The organism is Kaistella antarctica (assembly GCF_900109615.1).
In the GTDB taxonomy this organism is placed as follows: domain Bacteria; phylum Bacteroidota; class Bacteroidia; order Flavobacteriales; family Weeksellaceae; genus Kaistella; species Kaistella antarctica.
This window is the reverse complement of sequence record NZ_FOIX01000003.1, coordinates 581724-601181: the sequence shown is the minus strand read 5'-3', so window position 1 is coordinate 601181 and position 19458 is coordinate 581724. Positions and strand designations below refer to the sequence as shown.

Sequence of the window (19458 nt, the reverse complement as noted above, 5' to 3'; positions counted from 1 at the left end):
TAAAAAAATTAATATGATTAAAAAATTACTTTTGGCTTCTAGCTTAGGATTAGCAGCATTTTATTACGGACAAACTACCGTGTTTGAGGAAGATTTTGAATCACCAGCAAGTAGAGCTCTTTGGACTATTGGAGATCGTGATGGTGATCTTGATACTTGGGATTATTATGACGCTACGGCAGATGATGTTGATTCTTTTCAAGGATTTTTCGCAGCTTCGTTTTCTTGGTATTTTAGTGCCTTTACCCCAGATAATACATTGACCAGTCCCGCAATTACGCTACCAGCAACTGGAAATTTAGAATTATCTTTTAAAGTGGCCGCTGGTGATGATGAAGTTTTTGACGAGCATTACGCCGTGTATGTTATTCCTGCAGGCGCCACGTTTACGGGAACTGAAACGCCAGTTTTTGAAGAAACTTTAGATAATGGCTATTACCTCGCAGCCAAAACCGTGTCGGTTGATATTTCTTCTTTTAAAGGTCAAGAAGTTCAAGTTGTTTTCAGACATTATGATTGTACAGATGTTTATTATATTGGAATTGATAATGTAAAAATTCTGCAAAGTTCATTAGCAGTTTCAGATTCTAAAACAGCAGTGGTTTCTATTTATCCAAATCCAGCTTCAGATTTTATCAAAATTCAGAATGTAAAAGAATTGCAATCTGTTCGTATTTTTGATATGAGTGGTAAAAAAGTTGTTGAAACATTTAACTCAGATATTGATGTTAGAAAACTTTCTTCAGGTCAATATATCCTAAATGTCTACACCGGAAATGAGGTGATTTCTAAAAAGTTTATCAAGAAATAATTCCAAATAGAAAATATAAGTTTTAAAGTGAAAGTTAATTCTTTCACTTTTTTATTTGTGAAGAAGTTTGCATTTGTTTCTTTAAAAAAATAGTTTTTAAATCATTATGTTTATCTTTCAATCAAATTTAAAAGTATGCAGAAAAAAGTAGCATTGATCGTCGGTAGTTTACGCAAGGAGTCGTTTAATAGAAAAGTAGCCAATGAATTCATTCGGTTTGCTCCCGACAATCTAAAGTTAGAAATCGTTGAAATAAAAGAGCTTTCTTTCTTTAATGAAGACATTGAAAATAATCCTCCGCAAGAATGGCTTGATTACAAAAAGCAACTCGATGATGCTGATGCGTTTTTATTCGTATCTCCAGAATACAATCGAACAATTCCAGGCGTTTTAAAAAATGCCATGGAAATCGGAGCCCGCCCTCCAAAAGAAAACTCTTGGAAAGGAAAACCAGGTGCAGTAGTGACCGTTTCTCCTGGCTTAATTGGTGGTTTAGGTGCTAATCAAACTATTCGTGAAGCAGCAGTTTCTTTAAATATTCCAATGATGCAGCAACCTGAAGCGTACATTGGTCAGATCAAAGACAAATTGCTGGAAGACGGCGTTACCGTCAATGAAAAAACTGAAAAATTCATGAAAACTTTCCTAGAAGCTTTTGAAATATGGGTCAACCGTTTTTAAATTAATTTCAAAATTCCCCGTTAAAAATAGAACTCAAAGTTCTATCATCGTTACTGATATAAGTTGTCGAAAACTTTTCAAAAATATTTTAGAAATCAGTTTCCTTTCCCTATTTTTGTGAGTTACTGAATTTAAAAAGTAGTTTCTAAAACCAATGAGCGAAAACACCGTAGTTAGTTATTCCGAAGATAACATCAGAACCCTCGACTGGCAAGAGCATATCCGACTTCGGCCGGGAATGTACATTGGTAAATTGGGCGATGGTTCTTCGGCTGACGACGGAATCTATATTTTGCTTAAAGAAATCATCGATAATTCAATTGATGAATTCGTCATGAAATCGGGAAAAAGAATCGAAATTAAAATTGACGATGGCAAAGCTATCGTTCGTGATTATGGCCGTGGGATTCCTCTAGGCAAAGTCGTTGACGTAGTTTCTAAGATGAACACCGGTGGAAAATATGATTCGAAAGCGTTTAAGAAATCTGTTGGTTTAAATGGAGTAGGAAGCAAGGCAGTGAATGCTCTTTCAGAATTTTTTAAAGTGAAATCTATTCGAGATGGCAAAATGAAGATGGCCGAATTTTCTCGAGGATTGATTACGGAAGAATTCGCCGAAGCTGAATCTACAGATCGTAACGGAACCGAAATTACCTTCATTCCTGATACTACGATCTTCACCCACTTTAAATTTAGAAAAGAGTATATCGATAAAATGCTCAAAAATTATTGCTACCTGAATCCGGGTTTGAAAATAATTTTTAATGGCGAAACCTATTTCTCTGAAAATGGATTGAAAGATTTGCTTCAGGAAGAGATTGAAGGGGAGATTTTATATCCAATCATTCATTTAAAAGATGACGATATTGAAGTCGCGATCACGCATTCTGATAAATCACAATCGGAAACTTATTTCTCTTTTGTAAACGGACAAAATACTACGCAAGGTGGAACACACTTGAATGCTTTTAGAGAAGCATATGTGAAAACTATTCGCGAATATTTCAATAAAAACTTTGAGGCAGCCGACATTCGAAAGTCAATTATCGCCGCCGTTGCGATTAAAGTCATCGAACCGGTTTTTGAATCTCAAACAAAAACGAAACTGGGTTCTAACGAAATGGAGCCTGGAAAAGAAACCGTTCGTTCGTTCATTACCAATTTCTTAAAAAATAAACTCGACAATTTCCTGCATCAAAATCAGGATATTGCAGAAGCGATACACCGCAAAATCATTGTTTCTGAGCGAGAAAGAAAAGAACTTTCGGGCATTCAAAAGTTGGCACGTGAAAGAGCAAAGAAAGTCTCTTTGCACAATAAAAAATTACGCGATTGCCGACAACATTATAACGATCAAAAGGCCTTAAGAAAAGGCGATTCGATGATTTTTATTACCGAGGGAGATTCTGCTTCTGGCTCAATTACCAAGTCTAGAGATGTGGAAACGCAAGCCGTTTTTTCCTTAAAAGGAAAACCTTTGAACTGTTACGGTTTGACCAAAAGAGTGGTGTATGAAAATGAAGAATTCAATATGCTCCAAGCGGCGTTAAATATTGAAGAATCTTTAGAAGATTTGCGCTACAATCACGTAATCATCGCGACAGATGCCGATGTTGATGGAATGCACATTCGATTGTTAATGATTACTTTCTTTTTGCAGTTCTTTCCTGATTTAATTAAAAACGGACATTTGTACATCTTACAAACGCCTTTATTTAGAGTTAGAAATAAGAAAGAAACGAGATATTGTTATTCGGAACTTGAACGGGTAAAAGCCTTAGAAGATTTAGGAAAAAATCCCGAAATTACCCGCTTTAAAGGTCTGGGAGAAATCTCGCCAGATGAGTTTAAACATTTTATTGGCAAAGATATTCGGTTAGAACCCGTCGTTATTGGAAAAGACCAGACTATTGAGCAGCTCCTAGAATTTTATATGGGGAAAAACACACCAGATCGCCAGCTGTTTATTCTGGAAAACTTAGTGGTAGAGGATCCGGAGATTGATAAAAAAGAAACGTTAGTTGAAGCGGAGAGCGAAGAAAAATAAAATGATCAAAGAAACCTGATAAATGAGACTTAATAACAAAACCAAAGCTGGTTATTTTAATTTCCTCGGTACCTTGGTTATTATGCTTTTTATATTTGGAGTAGGTGCTTTCCTCTTGGAATATTTTGTTTATGATTATTTCGGGTGGGCGCAGTGGTTGTTTCTGATTATTCCGATCGGCTGTATCACCTTATTTTATGCTAGAGGAAGACAAATTTTTGAATATGACAGTGATGGAGAGGCATTGAATTTTAAAAACAGAAATGTCGTTTTATTTTTAGATAAACATCTAAGCGATGAGTTTCCCAAATATAAATTACTGAAGTATGACGTGGTTAACATCATAATTTTAAAAAGATTGTATGTGTCCATCTCGAGTAAAAAAAGCCACAACATTACGTTAAGATATGATATTTCCTACCTCACGAAAAAAGAATTAAATGACTTAAAATTTTCCCTCAGTAAAGTCATTAAAAATAATAAAGAACGAAAGAGAGAGCCTAGTAGTTAATGGAAGAGCAAGATAATCACCAAGAAGAATCCCTGAGAAAAGTTTCCGGTCTATACAAAGACTGGTTTTTAGATTACGCCTCATATGTAATTTTAGATCGTGCAATTCCTTCTATATTTGATGGATTCAAGCCGGTGCAAAGAAGAATTATGCACTCGATGCGCGAGCTCGAAGATGGCCGATATAATAAAGTGGCCAATGTCGTGGGAAACACTATGAAATACCACCCACACGGTGATGCGTCGATTACCGACGCCATGGTGCAAATTGGTCAGAAAGAATTATTGATCGATAACCAAGGAAACTGGGGAAATATTTTCACGGGAGATTCCGCCGCGGCCGCAAGGTATATTGAAGCGCGATTAACGCCTTTTGCGCTGGAAGTCGTCTTCAATCCCAAGACAACTGTTTGGGCAAAATCTTATGACGGCCGAAATAATGAACCTATCGATTTACCCGTAAAGTTTCCGTTATTATTAGCTTCGGGAGTAGAGGGAATTGGGGTTGGACTTTCGACCAAGATTATGCCTCATAATTTTAATGAATTAATTGATGCTTCTGTCGCTCATTTAAAAAGCAAGAAATTTCAAATCTTCCCAGATTTTATTACTGGTGGAATGTTGGATGTTTCTAATTATAATGATGGCGAACGCGGCGGACGAATACGTGCCCGCGCCAGAATTATTCAGAAAGATAAAAACACCCTGTGCATTAATGAACTTCCTTTTGGAAAAAACACAGGTGATTTAATTGATTCCATCATTAGAGCCAACGAAAAAGGAAAGATTAAAATCAAGAAAATTGAAGACAATACTTCAGATGCTGTTGAGATTAATATTTACCTGGCCAATGATGTTTCGCCGGATAAAACCATCGATGCTTTGTACGCTTTTACCGATTGCGAGATCCCAATCTCGCCAAATGCTTGTGTGATTGTTGGCAATAAACCGATGTTCCTCAATGTTTCTGAAATCCTCAGACAAAACACAGAGCACACGGTTTCTCTGCTTAAAAAAGAACTGCAAATAGAACTCCATGAGTTGCAGGAAAACTGGCATTTTTCTTCTTTGGAAAGAATTTTTATTGAGAATAGAATTTACCACGATATCGAGGAAGTTAAATCCTGGGATGAAGTTATTGCAACCATTGCCAAAGGATTGAAACCTCACACAACTCATTTATTAAGAACCGTAACTGAAGAAGACATTTTAAGATTAACCGAAATTCGAATCAAAAGAATTTCTAGGTTTGACTTAGATAAATTCAAGGAAAATATTGTCGCACTTGAAGCGAAAATAGAGCTGGTTAAACATAATTTGGAACATTTGATTCCGTATGCGATTGAGTATTATCTAAATATTCAAAAGAAATACGGCAAAGGACGAGAACGCCAAACGGAGCTCAGAATATTCGACACCATCGATGCTTCGAAAGTGGCCGTGGCTAATGAGAAATTCTATGTTAACTGGGAAGAAGGTTTTGTAGGAACTTCACTCAAAAAAGACGAGTTTTTATTCGACTGTTCTGATATCGATGATATTATTACTTTCCAAAAAGATGGTACCATGAAAGTGGTGAAAGTAGAAGCCAAAACCTTTATCGGAAAAAATGTGGTGCACGTTGCCATTTGGAAAAAGAACGATAAACGCACGGTTTACAATATGATTTATCGCGAAGGGAAAGACGGCTCCTATTACATGAAGCGTTTTTCTGTCACGGGCGTTACCCGAAATACCGATTACAAATTAGCATCTGATAAAAAGGGTTCAGACATGTTATATTTTTCAGCCAATCCCAATGGGGAAGCCGAAAAAGTAACGGTCTTGTTGAAACCAAATGCCCGCGTTAGAAAAAACAAAATCGATATCGACTTTTCTGATTTAGCCATAAAAGGTCGCGATTCAAAAGGGAATTTGGTGACTAAATATACCATCAAAAAAGTAGATTTAAAGGAAGAAGGTCACTCCACTTTGGCGCCGAGAAAAATTTGGTTTGATGATACGGTGCGACGATTAAATGCTGATGCTCGCGGAACTTTGCTGGGAACTTTTAAAGGTGACGATAAAATTTTAACCATCAACGCGCAAGGAGAAGCGAAATTGGTGAGTTTCGAATTAGGTAACCGTTTCGATGACGATTATTTAATTCTCGAAAAATGGAAACCTGCGCAACCGATTACCTGCATTTATTTCGATGGCGATAAGCAGATTTACTTTATTAAAAGATTCTTGCTAGAGAACACCATCAATGTGCAACAATTCATGCCATCTGACCATCCGAAATCTTTTGTTGAAAATATTCTGGTTGCCAATAATGCCACCGCCGAAATTACTTTTGCGAAGGTAAAAGGAGTAGAAAAAGAGCCGGAAACTATTAACATCGATGAATTCATTACCGTGAAAGGAATTAAAGCCATCGGCAATCAATTTATCAAAGACAAAGTAAAATCCATTAACATCACCATTCCCGATGCTGAAGAAGAAATTCATGAAGGTTTTGATGTTGTCGAATCTACCGAAGGTCACATTAGTTTTATCGATGAAGATGTAAAAGATGAAGACTTCCCTGAAGAAGGTACCATTGGTGACTTGTTCGAATTTCCGGAAGAATAATTAAATTAAATAAATGAAATAATTTTTACTCCTGGTATTTCTATTTTCAGTGAGTCTGGTATTTGGGCAGCATGAATTCAAAATTTTCAATCCGAAACCGGCTGCCGCCAGAGCTCTGGACATGGCTTTTTCTACGGACCAAAATAGGTTTATCTTTCATTACCTTTCCGCGGAACTTAATTTCTCTCAGTTTAAGGCAGGCGTTTATTTCGGTGAAATTTTTTCTAAAAGATTAAACGCGGGAAATTATTAAGATTATCAAAAAGTAAATTGCAAGAATCTCCCTTTGAGAAGTTTTCTTTTGCAGTACTCTAGAGGTGATAGAAATAAAGTGATGATCAGGATTGCTTTCATCTTAGATTAAAATTTAAACCTATACGTAATTATCTTTTTACAATTTGAACGCTTCTGGATCATAAAATAAAAACCTTCAATCTTGATTTAAATCAATTTTTGGTAAGTCAGATTCTTTTATATTTACCCATAAATAAGTAATCTATACTATTAACTTAAAAAAACAACTATTATGAAAAGTGGAATAATCAAATTGCTTTTAGTTTTCGGAACGTTATTTTTAGCAAGTTGCGATCGGGGAGAAGCTAATAGTGATTTAGAAGCTGCATTACCCTATTATCAATTCAGGGATAGTGAGAGAGCGAACTTGGTAATTGCACCCAAGGTTGATGATCAAATTGTTTATAAAAATCAAGATGGCGATGTGATCACCTTTAAAGTAAAAGGATCAGAGCTCGGTAAAACTGCCTATTCAACTGGAAATTTGTCGAGTAGTTCTTCGATCAAACATTTCTTTTACGACCGACAGGAAATTTCGATGTGGTATGTTGATAATGATCTAAGGGCGAAAAGCACCATCAATATTTCTAAATACCCGTTGGGATCTAATTACAATGTTGATCCACCAATCACTGGTACACCAACATTTTCGGGGTGGATTGATTTTCCTTTATGGAATGGTGGTAGCTACCTTTATTTAGATTTCAACAGCGTTTTGTATCCAATGACTTTTGGCGGCAAAACATATTCAAAGGTGATGGTTTTTAAATCAAATAAAACTGTCGTAATCGGGGCTGAAAATCAGTTGCCGATTCGCCCACGCAATGTGAATATCGTTTACTATGATTATAATTATGGCATTATTGGGTTCGATGATTTGAATGGGAAATTGTGGAGGTTGCAATAACTTATGAATTTTCCCTCTGTTTCAGCAGCTACTTTAAGGTGAAATAATGTGAAACCTGCCATTAAAAATCAATTAATGATGAAAAATCTTTTTTCCTTTTGTTTATTTTTTATTCTGCTCGGTTGTTCGCAAAGAGAGGAGGAACCGCAGACGGATATCTTACCCGCCCTTACAGAAATCGGCGCAAATACTGCCGGCGTTATCATCGAGGAATTTGTTCTTGTTCCCAAGGATGGTATCAATCAATCCTACGGCGGACCGGGGATTATTAAAGGTTTAAATGTTACCTTAGGCAGTACATTTATTGAATCAAAGGGCAACGATAGTTTTTCATTAGCCCTAAAAAATGTTCCCCTAAAAAACGGATTTACTTTTTTTATGGATATCGGAATTTTAAATCGTACAGGAGATTATTTCACCGAGGATTATCCGAAATGGCCACAGATCTATGTTCAAAAAATAGTGGAGGGCAACTCAGTCAAAAAGTTTTACGCCAAAAAAAATAGTTGCAAGGTGACCCTTCGTAAATTAGATTTTGAAAGCGGTATTATTTCAGGTACGTTTTCGGGTGAGCTCTATGACGATGACGGTAATAAGATCACTCTCAAAGACGGGCGATTTGATATTAAGATAAAATAGCCTTCGAAGTATTTATAAATTTTAACCGTCGCTTCATTATTTGAAGATACGGTTTTTTAATAATCTTATTTTAATCAGAAATTCTAAACCATTTCCGCGTTCCACAATCAGATTTTTTTTCAATTCATCTTTAAATAAAATTGTAGCATCGCTTTAATTTAGGTCGAAAACGATGTCAATTTTTTTTCGGGAACAAGTCGGTGTACTCCTTCAATTACTTCCTTTCTGATTGAAAACCCTGCATTTATGGCCTTTTTACGCTGGAAGTCTTCTCAGTTTACTCAAAAAATATATTGATTCACTTCAAACATATTTTGATTTCAGGATTGGGCTCTTTGATTCATTCGGATGGGGTTTTGATTCATTGGGATAGCTCTTTGATTCACTGGGATGGGGTTTTGATTCACTGGGATGGCTCTTTGATTCGCTGGGATGGCTCTTTGATTCACTGGGATGGCTCTTTGATTCACTAGGATGGAGTTTTGATGCGCTCGGAAGAATCTATTTTAAGCTCGTCGATACTGAAAACTGGGCAACCCACTAAGTCAAGATATCTTTATGATAAATTCAAAAAAAAGCGTCTCGCCAAATGATGACGAAACGCTTTTCAAGTTGTCTTTTCAAATAAGAAAACCTAGAACTTCACTTTCCAGATCACTTCTTTGCCTTCCCGCAAAACCGTTACGGGAATTTCCTCCCCCGAATTGACTTTCGCCAGACAGTCCATGTAAGAATAGACTTCTTTAATTTCACATTTGCCGATTTTGGTTAAAACGTCACCCGCCAGCATTCCCGCGTTCGAGCCTGGTCGGTTTTCGGTAACACCATCGATGTGCAAGCCGTCTTTGGTATCGGCATAACTTGGCATAATTCCTAAAGTCACTTTGTATTTGGGAACGGATTTACTCTCCGACATTTTGGTTTTGGTAAAAGGGATTTTTTCAGCTTCCGATAAAGCCTTGGCTAAACCGAAAACGTAATTCGTAATCATTCGGACTCCCTTAAAATTAATTTTGTCGGTATCATCGGTCGGTTTGTGATAATCGCTGTGCGTGCCCGTGAACATAAATAAAACCGGAATATTCTTTAAATAAAAACTGGTATGATCTGATGGTCCAACGCCAGAACTGTCGATGGCCAAGTTGATTCCGGCGGGTTTGTAGCGATGAATATAATCTGGAAATAGGGGAGAAGTTCCCACGCCACCTACAGATAAATCTTCGTCTTTATTGAGACGACCGACCATATCGAGATTAATCATTAGATCGATTTTTCTTCCAGCTGGTAAATGATCGGCCATATATTTTGAACCCATTAAACCATCTTCTTCACCCGAGAAAAGCGCGAAAATATAGTTGGCTTTCTCAATGGTTTTATTTTGAGAAAATTGTCGAGCTAATTCTAAAACGGCAGAAACACCAGAGGCGTTATCATCAGCACCATTGTGGATTTGGCCGTTAGAATTCATCAAAGTAGAGTTGTGATGTTCATTCAACCCAAGATGGTCGTAATGAGCACCAATGAGGATGGTCTTGCTTGCTTTATTATCTAAATAAGCAATGACGTTTCTGGCATTGATCTTCACGGAAGATCCATCTTCATGCGGATTTAGTTTTACTGAATATTCAAAGGGTTGAATATAATCTGTCCCAACATAAGGTTTTAATTGCAGCTTTTTAAATTCTTTAACAAGATATTCGGAGGCTTTTTTCTCGCCGAGACTTCCCGCCAATCTGCCTTGTAAATCGTCAGAAGCTAAATAGGTAATATGATTTCTTAAATTTTCCTCGGAGACATTTTCGGCTGAATCGGTATCAACCCAATCTGCGATGAAAACATTGGTTTCATTTGGTTTATCGCCCTCACGATTGCTGGAGAAGACTAGTTTTTTTCCATCGGGCGAAAACATCGGGAAAGCATTAAACATACTTTCATACGTTACTTGTCTTAAATTGTTTCCGTCAAGATCGACCGAATAAATCTGGAAATCATAGCCTCTTGTGGAATGATGATTGGAGGAAAATAAAATCTTTTTATCAGACGGATGAAAATAGGGCGACCAATTCGCTTTGCCTAAATGAGTGACTTGCTTTAAATTGCTTCCATCAATATTCATGGTATAAATTTCCATATTGGTGGGCGCGACTAAATTTTGCGCCAACAAATCTTTATAGTCTTTAATATCTTCGGGAGTCGTCGGTCGCGAAGAACGAAAAACTAATTTTTTGGAATCATGGGAAAAGAAAGCGCCGCCATCATAGCCTAAACCAGAGGTTAATTGTTTTAAATTTTTACCATTAATATCCATTCGCCAAAGTTCCAAATCGCCGCTTCTGCTCGAAGTAAAAACGATGTATTTTCCGTCGGGAGAAACAACAGCTTCAGCATCATAGCCAGGTTCGTTGGTCAGCTTCTTAACTATTTCTCCTTTAAGATCAGCGATGTATATATCGAATTCAGCGTAGACTGGCCACAAATATTTTCCATCAGCACGCGGCGCAGGTTTTGGTGGACATTCTTTATTGGCTTCAAAAGTAGAGGCGTAGAGAATATGTTTGCCATCAGGCATAAAAAAGGAACACGTTGTGCGACCTTCGCCATTTGAAATCAACTGAAGGTCTTTGGTGCCAATATTCTTTTTGGAAAGATCCAGCAGATAAATTTGGTCGCAGTGCGCTCCAATTAAAGGATTGCTCACCTGCATCGTTATTTTCTTACTGTCTGGCGAAAAATAAGCCTCTGCATTATCGCCACCGAAAGTTAGTTTTTGAATATTTCGAAGGTTATGCTCTTGTGAAAATATAAGGGGAGAAACGCTTAAAAACGTAATTTTTAAAATAGATTTTGACCAATTCATACGGATTTGTTTTTTGAGTCCTAACAAATGTAGCAAAAAAAATCGCAGAATAATCTGCGATTGTATTTTTAGAAAGGATACCCAAAAGCGAAATTGAGAACCGGTTTCAGCGGTTGCCATTTGCTGATGACCCAACGGTCGCCCATCGGTTTGTTCGGATCATAAACTTTGTAAGCAGCATCTAATCTGAGCGTGATATAGGCCACATTAATTCTAAGCCCTAGACCAGTCCCGACACCCATTTGAGAAATAAATTTATTAAACTTAAACTCATCGCCAAATCCAGAATCTTTCAAACTCCAGATATTTCCGGCGTCGACAAAGGCAGCGCCTTCAAACATTTTAGTAAACGGCATTCTGTATTCAATGTTGGTCGTCAATTTCACATTGTCCATCACGTAGGAGCGAACTTTCTCATCAAGTTGGGAATCGGCCGGACCCAAACCGCCGAATACACGCCAAGCTCTGATATCATTTGACCCACCATTAAAGTAAGATCTTACAAAAGGCATCGAGGAAGAGTTTCCGTAAGGAATTCCGATTCCAATAAATTGTCTTAATGCCAGCGTTTGTTTTTCATTATTAAAAGTGAAATATTTTCTGACATCAAAATCAAATTTTACGAATTGAGAATAGGGTATATTAAAAATGGTTTTTGAAGACCCAGAGACAATTCCGTCTTCTTTTCTACTGCTGTTAAAGATGCTGAAGACATTTCCGGCCATTTCAAATTTTCCATTAAAGTAGAAAGGATTCGGTCGGTCTTTTTTGCCAATTTCATTATAAGTAAAATTATAAATCATAGAAGAAATCAGGATGTTCTGCGTTTGCCGATCCTTGTTAATTAATGATTGCAGAAAAGTATTGAGGTCAGATAAATCCTCGCCCCCTAACGATTGTTGAAAATTGAGATCGTCAACAATGGTGGTTGAAAACTCATCAGACGTAATTAAACCATCTCGGAAATCTTGCCACAACGAAGGCGAATAAATTTGGAAAATTTTATCACGAACATCTTGATCGCGCGGGAAGAAATCATAATAACGGTCTTTATTTCGAGTCAAACTTAGCTGCGTGTTGAAGATCGAAAGACGATGCGATACGATATCATTAGCATTAGCAAAATAATTTAAACTTGCATTAAAGTTAACTCGTCCTAATCCGATATTATCCTGAACTGATGTACCTAAAATAATGGATGAGTAGGGCGAATATCTTTTAGGCACCACTTTCCAGGTTTGAAATGGTAGGAGTAAACGCGGAAAATTCAGCGCTACCTGCGCGGAGATTTCGTAAGCGAGCGCCCGCTTATCGGTGCTTTTGGAACTCACCACGGAGCCAAAAATCCCAGACAAACCGGTGGTTAAGTTTTCTGCGCCACCGAAAATATTACGGCTGGTAAGATCAATAGACGGCGAAACACCGAAATTTAAAATCTGAGAATAATTAAGATCGGTCGCAACTTTCAAATCGTATTTTGGAAGCGGCGCCAAATAATAACTAACATCAAGAATGCTGTCGCTTTGTTTACGAAGTGTTTCATCATATTTTATAATGCTGAAATTGTTCATCGCGGCGATGTTACGTTTGGTTAAATCTAAATTTCCCTGATCATAAACGTCGCCCGGTCGTAAGATAATAGGTCGCCACAAAGACAATGTTTTGTATTGATTGTCAAGTTTGTAAAAATTGATTCTTAACAAAGAGTCTTTCACGGTATCTACAGAATCTGATAATTTTTCCAATAGATGAACCTTGATGTTACCAATAGTTGTCAACTTATAGGGAGAATCCAGCGAGTCTTTGTGAATATCCATTGTCAGAGGAACATTTTTCCGGCTTTTTAAAGTATCTGCGGTAAAATAAATTTCTTCATTGGAATTATTAAATTTATAATAACCTTCATCCCGCATTAAATCATTGATCCTTTTTACTTCTCTTTCCAGAACCGATTGATCCAGGATTTTTTTACCACGAACTAAACTCTTGGTAAGATTTCGCTCATAAATATTTTTAATGTTACTATCTGGAATATTGTAATAGTAATCACTGATATTGGTCGGATCTTTATGGGTGATTAAATAATTGACCTGTGCTTTTTTAGCGGCAGAATCAAGATCGTGACTGTATTTCACATACGTATCCCAATATCCTTTGTAAACTAAAAACTTTCTAACGGAGTTGGCGCTTTCTTCTGTTTTACCTTGATCTAAAATCACAGGTGGCTGACCGATACTCTGTAAAAACCTTTCAAACAAAAGACTTTTGCCCACATATTCTGGATGATTAAACTGGACGAAAAGAGAATCCCGAAGTTTTTGATTTCTCATTTCGGTGGGGTAAGTCATGTATTCGGCGAGAATCGAATCGTATTTTGGATCTGTCGCATTATACATCCACAAACCGACTGGTAAGATAAAAAGCTGTTTTTTATTTGGTCTTTGACTTACGTGCGTTTCTACTTCATCATCATGTACTTTTCCATCTTCATATTTAAAGTTATTTTTGGTCAAAAGAAATTCACCATCAGGAACTTTTTTCGTTGTACTACAAGCATACAAAAAAAGAATAGTGATTGCAGATGAAAAAAATAAGTAATACTTTTGAAAATATTTTGAAAAATGCTTACGGCTCATAAAATAAAAATTTTACAGTCTCTTGATAAAAAGAAATTCAGACAAAAATACAATTTGTTTTTGGTTGAGGGCAATAAAACGATCAAAGAAATACCAAATTCTCACTACAAAATCCACGATATTTATTCGGTGGCTCCTACAGAATTATCAGTTGGAAACCTTATCACCACAGAAATCTCAGAAGCTGATTTAAAAAAGATTAGTTTCTTGCAACACCCAAAAGATTCGGTCGCAGTATGTGAACTTAAGGAAGAATTTATGGAGAGGGAAACTGGCGTTCAATTGATTCTAGACGGAATTCAGGATCCTGGAAATTTGGGAACGATTATTCGGTTAGCCGATTGGTTCGGCATCTCTCAAATCATCTGTAGTGAAGATACTGCGGACTTTTATAATCCGAAAGTAATTCAGGCAAGTATGGGTTCTTTTCTCCGGGTAAAAATTGTTTATACTGACTTGGAAAATTATATTCCCACAAATACAAACTTAATTATCGGAACCGATATGGCTGGAACTGATTTCTATGATTTTGAATTTCCAGAAAAATTTAATTTAGTTCTCGGCAATGAAGGTAATGGAATTCGGCCTGAGATCGAAAATCTCTTGACTGATAAAATAACCATTCCACGTTTTGGCAAATCACAAGCCACAGAAAGTTTAAATGTCGCGATGTCGGCTGGAATTATTTTAGGTCAAATTTTTAACAAAAAATAAGTCGGAAAAAATCCGACTTTATATTTTATATGAGTTGTTCAAAACTCGAAGTAGTTTTACTTTTCTGATACTGATCAATTTTTTGTCTGATAAATCGAAGTGCCATAGGTGCAAGATAAATTAGGGCTAAACCTATTAACTTCTTCTTCCAGCTCTTGTCATAAAGACTCTTTCTAGCATAATTTCCAACAAAGGTAACCGCGCCAATTTTCAAAGCATTTTCAACAATACTTACTCCTGCCTCGCTTTTTGCAAAACCGTAAACACTGCTTCTACTAAAGATAGAATCTTTAATGGATCCAGAAATTTCTTTTACAATTTCATTTGTTTTCAAAGATACCGTGGTTTCACCGTCTTCATCGATTTCTTCCTCCAAATATTTATCGGTAAAGCCATGAGTTAAGGCACTTAAACTTTCTTTGGTGTTATCGAAAGTTAAAAGATCTTCTAAATCGGCAACCTCTTTTTTCAATAGAGCTTTCTTGCGTCTAAGTTCCTCCAAACTATTATATTTAGTACTCATCTTTAGGAATTTATAAAGTTAATAATTTTATCGGCCACCTTATTTTTAATGGAGTTTCGAGCAGCAAAGGTGATAATGATGATCAACAAATAGAACGCTGCCATTATCAAAATTCCGTACGCATAATTTCCGAGCCAAGAACCAATCAATAAACCTAAACCAATATTTAATAGGATGATGAAGAATAAAGCCGCAACTGCTGCAATGATCAAATAGCTTAATGTTCCTACTGTTACGGAGGACTTTTCAGTCGCTTCCATTTTTAGCAAGTCTATTTTTTTTGAGGCGAACTCTTTTATAATGTCAACCATAATATTTTTTTTAAAGTTACAAAAAAAGGAACTTAAACTAAGTTCCTTTTTATTTTATAGGAATAAATTGTCGTAGAAATTACGATCTCATTCCGTCTAATTTATTCTCAACGTCTTCTGCAACTTCTTTCGTTGTAGCGATTGCTTGATCTTTGTATTTGTCATAGCCTTCTTTTACAGAGCTAACTACTTTATCAGTAGTTTCTTTAACTTGAGAAGAAATACTATCGTACTGATTTTTTACTTTTCCAGACACGTCTTCATACTGCTCTTTTGCTTTCTCAGAAACTTTACCGTATTGATCAACCGCTTGGTCTTTCAAATCACCAGCTTTAGTTTTGATTTTTTTTCTTGTTTCTGCACCTTCTTCTGGAGCGTAAAGCATTCCAAGAACAACACCTGCTGCTGCTCCTGCTAATAAACCTGCTAATACACTTGCTGCGTTACTACCTTTCTTTGACATCTTAGTTAATTTTTTAATAGTTAATAAATTTTGGGTGATGGATTTCTCCGTCTCTTCTAAAGTTACAATTAATATACCAAAGAAAAAAGCAACAGTCTTAAAATATGTTAAAAGTGACTAAGGTGAGACAATATCAAATCAATTGTTTCAATTTTGGTGAAATTAGAGTTGTCAATAACAATGGCATCTTCTGCTTTTTTTAGAGGAGCAACCGCTCGTTCGCTATCTGTCTTATCTCGAGAAACAAGGTTTTCTCGGACGCTATTTTCATCGGTTTCAATGCCTAAACCTTTTAATTCCAGAAAGCGTCTTTTTGTCCGTTCTTCAATACTTGCTGTCAGAAAGAACTTAAAATCTGCTTTAGGCAGAATTACGGTACCGATGTCACGTCCATCCATGATCACGCCGCCTTTTTCAGCCATACTTCGTTGAGCATCGAGTAAAAAATCGCGCACTTCTTTTTGGCTGGCAATTAAACTTACATTTTGTGAGATTTGATTGGTTCTAATTTCTGTAGAAATATCTTGTCCATTCAGGAACATCACCAATTCGGTATCGACTAGTTTGAATTCTAATTGAATTTCATTAAACCTGTTGAAGAGATCTGATAAATTGATTTCACCATTAGCGCCGAGGCAATTATTTAAAGCAAAATAGGTGATCCCACGGTAAAGCGCTCCGGTATCTAAATGTACCAAACCCAGTTTCTGAGCGATAATTTTAGAAATCGAACTTTTGCCAGTAGAAGAGTAGCCGTCGATAGCAATTACAGGTTTTCTCATAAGACAAATTTCCTGAAAATTTTTGAAGGGTACAAGTTAATTGTAGAACTACTCAGTGGTTAAAAAAAATGCTTCTATTATCGAACTCTATAAGTCAATTTGACATATTACAATACAAGAAATTCCTTCTTGTTTGAAAGGAACTTTTTTAATAAATATTTATTCTAAAGAAAATTATCTTCTATTTCCAGAAACTTCGATTAAGTCTAGTGTTACGCCGAATAAATTAACATTGGAAGCATTGTGGTACCTCACATGAGCGTAATCAAACCGGAAACTTGAAATCTTAATTCCGAAGCCCGCAGATAAACCGGCAAAACTTCTTTGATCCAAAACAGCGAGTTCATTTCCGCGCCGTACATTGTAGCCTAAACGAATGTTGAAAGCCTGTTCTGGGAAAAGTTCGGCACCTAATGAAAAGTGATCGGCAACCTTACGACTCCAGTTAATTTCCTGTCCATTATTATTAAAATCTTGGGAAATATTGAGTTTTTGTAAATCGTGTGCCGTGATTGTAAAGGCTAAAGGAAATTCATCTAAAATCTTGGTGTAGCCCAAATCTATACGAAAGGCTACATTTTCCCGCGTTCCATTAAATGATTTGAATTGGTAGCCGAAATTTCGAAAAACTAACGCAATTGTTTCTTTACTTTTTTGATTATGATAAGTAACTCCAGCTGTTCCAACCACGGCCATAGAAGTGTAGTTGTCAATTTTTGAAGTAATAAAATTAGTTCCACCTGCGATGGTGAAATCTTCATCAAACTGATAAGCGTAGGAAAGTCCAATCGAGGCATCCATCGCCCCAAACTCTCCGTCGATTGTGGCACTCTCATCGGTTCTGGGCATTTTGCCGTAATCCATATAACGAGCATTGAAACCAATCAGATGACCTTGTTCCAAATCTTTCACATAACTGATTGTACCGTATTGCGAACCGGCAAGATAATTAGCGTAGTTAACCGAAATCATATCGCTTTGTTCCAAGTTCATTAAACCCGGATTTACGGCTGCAAAACTTACATCAAAATCCCTAATTGACACGGCATCACCACCCAGGGCCGCTTGTCTGGCAGACGCAGGAATATTCAGAAAAGGGTAAACACTCGTTCCTTCCTGAGCAGTCAGTAAGCCAGCAATAAGTATCGTGGAAAATGCGGTAATTTTTTTCAATTGATTTGGTAAAGATGCGAAAATAATATATTTAAGTACTTTTCAAAAATAATTTCGGTGTAAATATAAATCTATTAACGAAATTATTTGTGTTTCCTTATATTTGTACCGCAAAAAAAAAGTAATAAAATTGTAAACATGAAATACGAACGAATTCTTCTAAAATTAAGTGGCGAGGCGTTAATGGGAAACCGCCAGTACGGAATCGATAATGACCGATTGAAAGAATATGCAGCAGAAATAAAAAAAGTGGTCGATATCGGTTGTCAGGTAGCGATTGTAATCGGTGGCGGAAATATTTTTCGGGGCTTAGCTGGTGCGGCGAAAGGAATGGATAGAGTTCAAGGTGATTACATGGGAATGTTGGCGACGGTAATCAATGGAATGGCTTTACAAGGAGCTTTAGAAGATGCTGGCATTTTCACCCGTTTACAAAGTGCAATCGAAATGGATAAAGTGGCCGAACCATTCATTAAAAGAAAAGCAGTGCGTCATTTAGAAAAAGGCAGAGTAGTTATTTTCGGGGCTGGAACGGGAAATCCGTATTTCACAACTGATACTGCGGCAACTTTGCGTGCAATTGAAATTGATGCCAATGTTATTTTAAAAGGAACAAGAGTCGATGGAATTTATGATTCTGATCCAGAAAAAAATGCTGATGCTGTTAAATTTAATAACTTAACCTACGCCGAAGTTTTCGAAAAAGATTTGAAAGTAATGGATATGACGGCGTTTACTTTAAGCAGAGAAAATAATTTACCCATTATTGTTTTCGATATGAATAAAGAAGGCAATCTATTGAAAGTAGTTCAAGGTGAAACCATCGGAACATTAGTGAATTTATAAAAAATTACCCTATTTTTGAGTGCTTCAAATAAAATATTAAAATAGAAATTTAAGATACAATGGAAGAATTAGAACTTATTGTAGATATGGTCAAGCAGGAAATGGATGCCGCCATTAAACATTTGGAACATGCTTTTCAGAAAATTAGAGCCGGACGCGCTTCTACCACAATGGTACAAGATGTTATGGTTGAATATTATGGCGCGCCAACACCGCTGAGCCAAGTTGCCAATGTGATGGTTCCCGATGCGATGACAATTTCTATCCAGCCGTGGGATCGAACTGCGATTGGAGCAATTGAGAAAGCAATCATCAATTCTAACTTAGGTTTTGCGCCTTCTAATAATGGCGAGAATATTATTTTGAATGTTCCACCATTAACGGAGGAAAGAAGACGTGAATTGGCAAAACAAGCCAAATCTGAAGCAGAGTCTACTAAAATAGTCGTTCGAAACGCTCGTCAAGATGGGATGAAAGAGCTTCGTAAATTAGACGGAGTTTCTGAAGATATCATTAAAGATGAAGAATCGAAAATTCAGGAGTTGACCGATAAATACATCAAAATGTGTGATGAACAAGCTAAAGTAAAAGAAGCTGAAATTATGAAAGTGTAATACTTTCCATATTATATAGAAGCCGTTTCAATTTTGT

Annotated in this window: 18 protein-coding genes; 11 read left to right on the top strand and 7 right to left on the bottom strand. The window is 36.6% G+C overall.

Features of this window, described 5'->3' with window-relative positions; all coding sequences use genetic code 11:
- Positions 1 to 13: 13 nt before the first annotated feature.
- From BMX49_RS11295 to BMX49_RS11255, 8 genes are all read left to right on the top strand, one after another.
- Positions 14 to 811 carry a T9SS-dependent choice-of-anchor J family protein gene (locus tag BMX49_RS11295; RefSeq protein WP_034720838.1) on the top strand — a complete coding sequence of 266 codons (798 nt, stop codon included), beginning with the start codon at positions 14 to 16 and terminating at the stop codon, positions 809 to 811.
- 135 nt (positions 812 to 946) lie between these two features.
- Entirely contained in the window at positions 947 to 1492 is a 546-nt protein-coding gene (locus tag BMX49_RS11290; RefSeq protein ID WP_034720836.1) for an NADPH-dependent FMN reductase, read from the top strand.
- A gap of 154 nt (positions 1493 to 1646) precedes the next feature.
- The gene (locus tag BMX49_RS11285) at positions 1647 to 3539 is read left to right on the top strand and encodes a DNA topoisomerase IV subunit B (protein ID WP_034720835.1); all 1893 of its coding nucleotides are present in this window, start codon (positions 1647 to 1649) and stop codon (positions 3537 to 3539) included.
- A 22-nt stretch (positions 3540 to 3561) separates the two neighbouring features.
- Complete coding sequence (locus BMX49_RS11280) at positions 3562 to 4050, top strand: hypothetical protein (RefSeq protein WP_034720833.1); 489 nt, start codon at positions 3562 to 3564, stop codon at positions 4048 to 4050.
- Positions 4050 to 6662, top strand: coding sequence for a DNA gyrase/topoisomerase IV subunit A (locus tag BMX49_RS11275; RefSeq protein ID WP_034720831.1), 2613 nt, complete (start codon positions 4050 to 4052; stop codon positions 6660 to 6662). The genes BMX49_RS11280 and BMX49_RS11275 overlap by 1 nt, the downstream gene beginning before the upstream one ends.
- A gap of 526 nt (positions 6663 to 7188) precedes the next feature.
- Complete coding sequence (locus BMX49_RS11265; protein ID WP_034720826.1) at positions 7189 to 7863, top strand: hypothetical protein; 675 nt, start codon at positions 7189 to 7191, stop codon at positions 7861 to 7863.
- Positions 7864 to 7938: 75 nt separating this feature from the next.
- On the top strand, positions 7939 to 8502 hold the full coding sequence (locus tag BMX49_RS11260) for a Riean_0653 family protein (protein WP_126337103.1): 564 nt from the start codon (positions 7939 to 7941) through the stop codon (positions 8500 to 8502).
- A 293-nt stretch (positions 8503 to 8795) separates the two neighbouring features.
- Positions 8796 to 8975, top strand: a complete 180-nt coding sequence (locus BMX49_RS11255; protein WP_034720823.1) for a hypothetical protein — start codon at positions 8796 to 8798, stop codon at positions 8973 to 8975.
- Between the two features lie 161 nt (positions 8976 to 9136).
- Here the strand turns inward: BMX49_RS11255 and BMX49_RS11250 are convergent, their stop codons facing one another.
- Together BMX49_RS11250 and tamL are read right to left on the bottom strand one after the other, a co-directional pair.
- Positions 9137 to 11359 (bottom strand): M20/M25/M40 family metallo-hydrolase, encoded by a 2223-nt coding sequence (locus BMX49_RS11250; protein ID WP_034720820.1) that lies wholly within the window; start codon positions 11357 to 11359, stop codon positions 9137 to 9139.
- 68 nt (positions 11360 to 11427) lie between these two features.
- Positions 11428 to 13995 carry a translocation and assembly module lipoprotein TamL gene (gene tamL / locus BMX49_RS11245; RefSeq protein ID WP_081864378.1) on the bottom strand — a complete coding sequence of 856 codons (2568 nt, stop codon included), beginning with the start codon at positions 13993 to 13995 and terminating at the stop codon, positions 11428 to 11430.
- Between tamL and BMX49_RS11240 the strand changes: the two genes are divergently transcribed.
- Positions 13981 to 14709 carry an RNA methyltransferase gene (locus tag BMX49_RS11240; RefSeq protein ID WP_034720819.1) on the top strand — a complete coding sequence of 243 codons (729 nt, stop codon included), beginning with the start codon at positions 13981 to 13983 and terminating at the stop codon, positions 14707 to 14709. The genes tamL and BMX49_RS11240 overlap by 15 nt on opposite strands.
- Before the next feature lie 25 nt (positions 14710 to 14734).
- On the opposite strand, the gene BMX49_RS11235 is transcribed toward BMX49_RS11240, so the two are convergent.
- The 5 genes from BMX49_RS11235 to porQ form a co-directional block, all read right to left on the bottom strand.
- Positions 14735 to 15232, bottom strand: coding sequence for a hypothetical protein (locus BMX49_RS11235; RefSeq protein WP_034720816.1), 498 nt, complete (start codon positions 15230 to 15232; stop codon positions 14735 to 14737).
- Between the two features lie 2 nt (positions 15233 to 15234).
- Entirely contained in the window at positions 15235 to 15543 is a 309-nt protein-coding gene (locus BMX49_RS11230) for a phage holin family protein (protein WP_034720813.1), read from the bottom strand.
- Positions 15544 to 15622: 79 nt separating this feature from the next.
- On the bottom strand, positions 15623 to 16006 hold the full coding sequence (locus tag BMX49_RS11225; RefSeq protein ID WP_034720810.1) for a YtxH domain-containing protein: 384 nt from the start codon (positions 16004 to 16006) through the stop codon (positions 15623 to 15625).
- A 107-nt stretch (positions 16007 to 16113) separates the two neighbouring features.
- Entirely contained in the window at positions 16114 to 16788 is a 675-nt protein-coding gene (cmk, locus tag BMX49_RS11220) for a (d)CMP kinase (protein ID WP_034720808.1), read from the bottom strand.
- Positions 16789 to 16962: 174 nt separating this feature from the next.
- Positions 16963 to 17961: a type IX secretion system protein PorQ gene (gene porQ / locus BMX49_RS11215; RefSeq protein ID WP_034720806.1), complete on the bottom strand. Its 999-nt coding sequence runs from the start codon at positions 17959 to 17961 to the stop codon at positions 16963 to 16965.
- 138 nt (positions 17962 to 18099) lie between these two features.
- Between porQ and pyrH the strand changes: the two genes are divergently transcribed.
- Entirely contained in the window at positions 18100 to 18807 is a 708-nt protein-coding gene (gene pyrH / locus BMX49_RS11210; protein WP_034720805.1) for a UMP kinase, read from the top strand.
- Between the two features lie 59 nt (positions 18808 to 18866).
- Positions 18867 to 19421: a ribosome recycling factor gene (gene frr / locus BMX49_RS11205; RefSeq protein WP_034720803.1), complete on the top strand. Its 555-nt coding sequence runs from the start codon at positions 18867 to 18869 to the stop codon at positions 19419 to 19421.
- Positions 19422 to 19458: the final 37 nt, after the last annotated feature.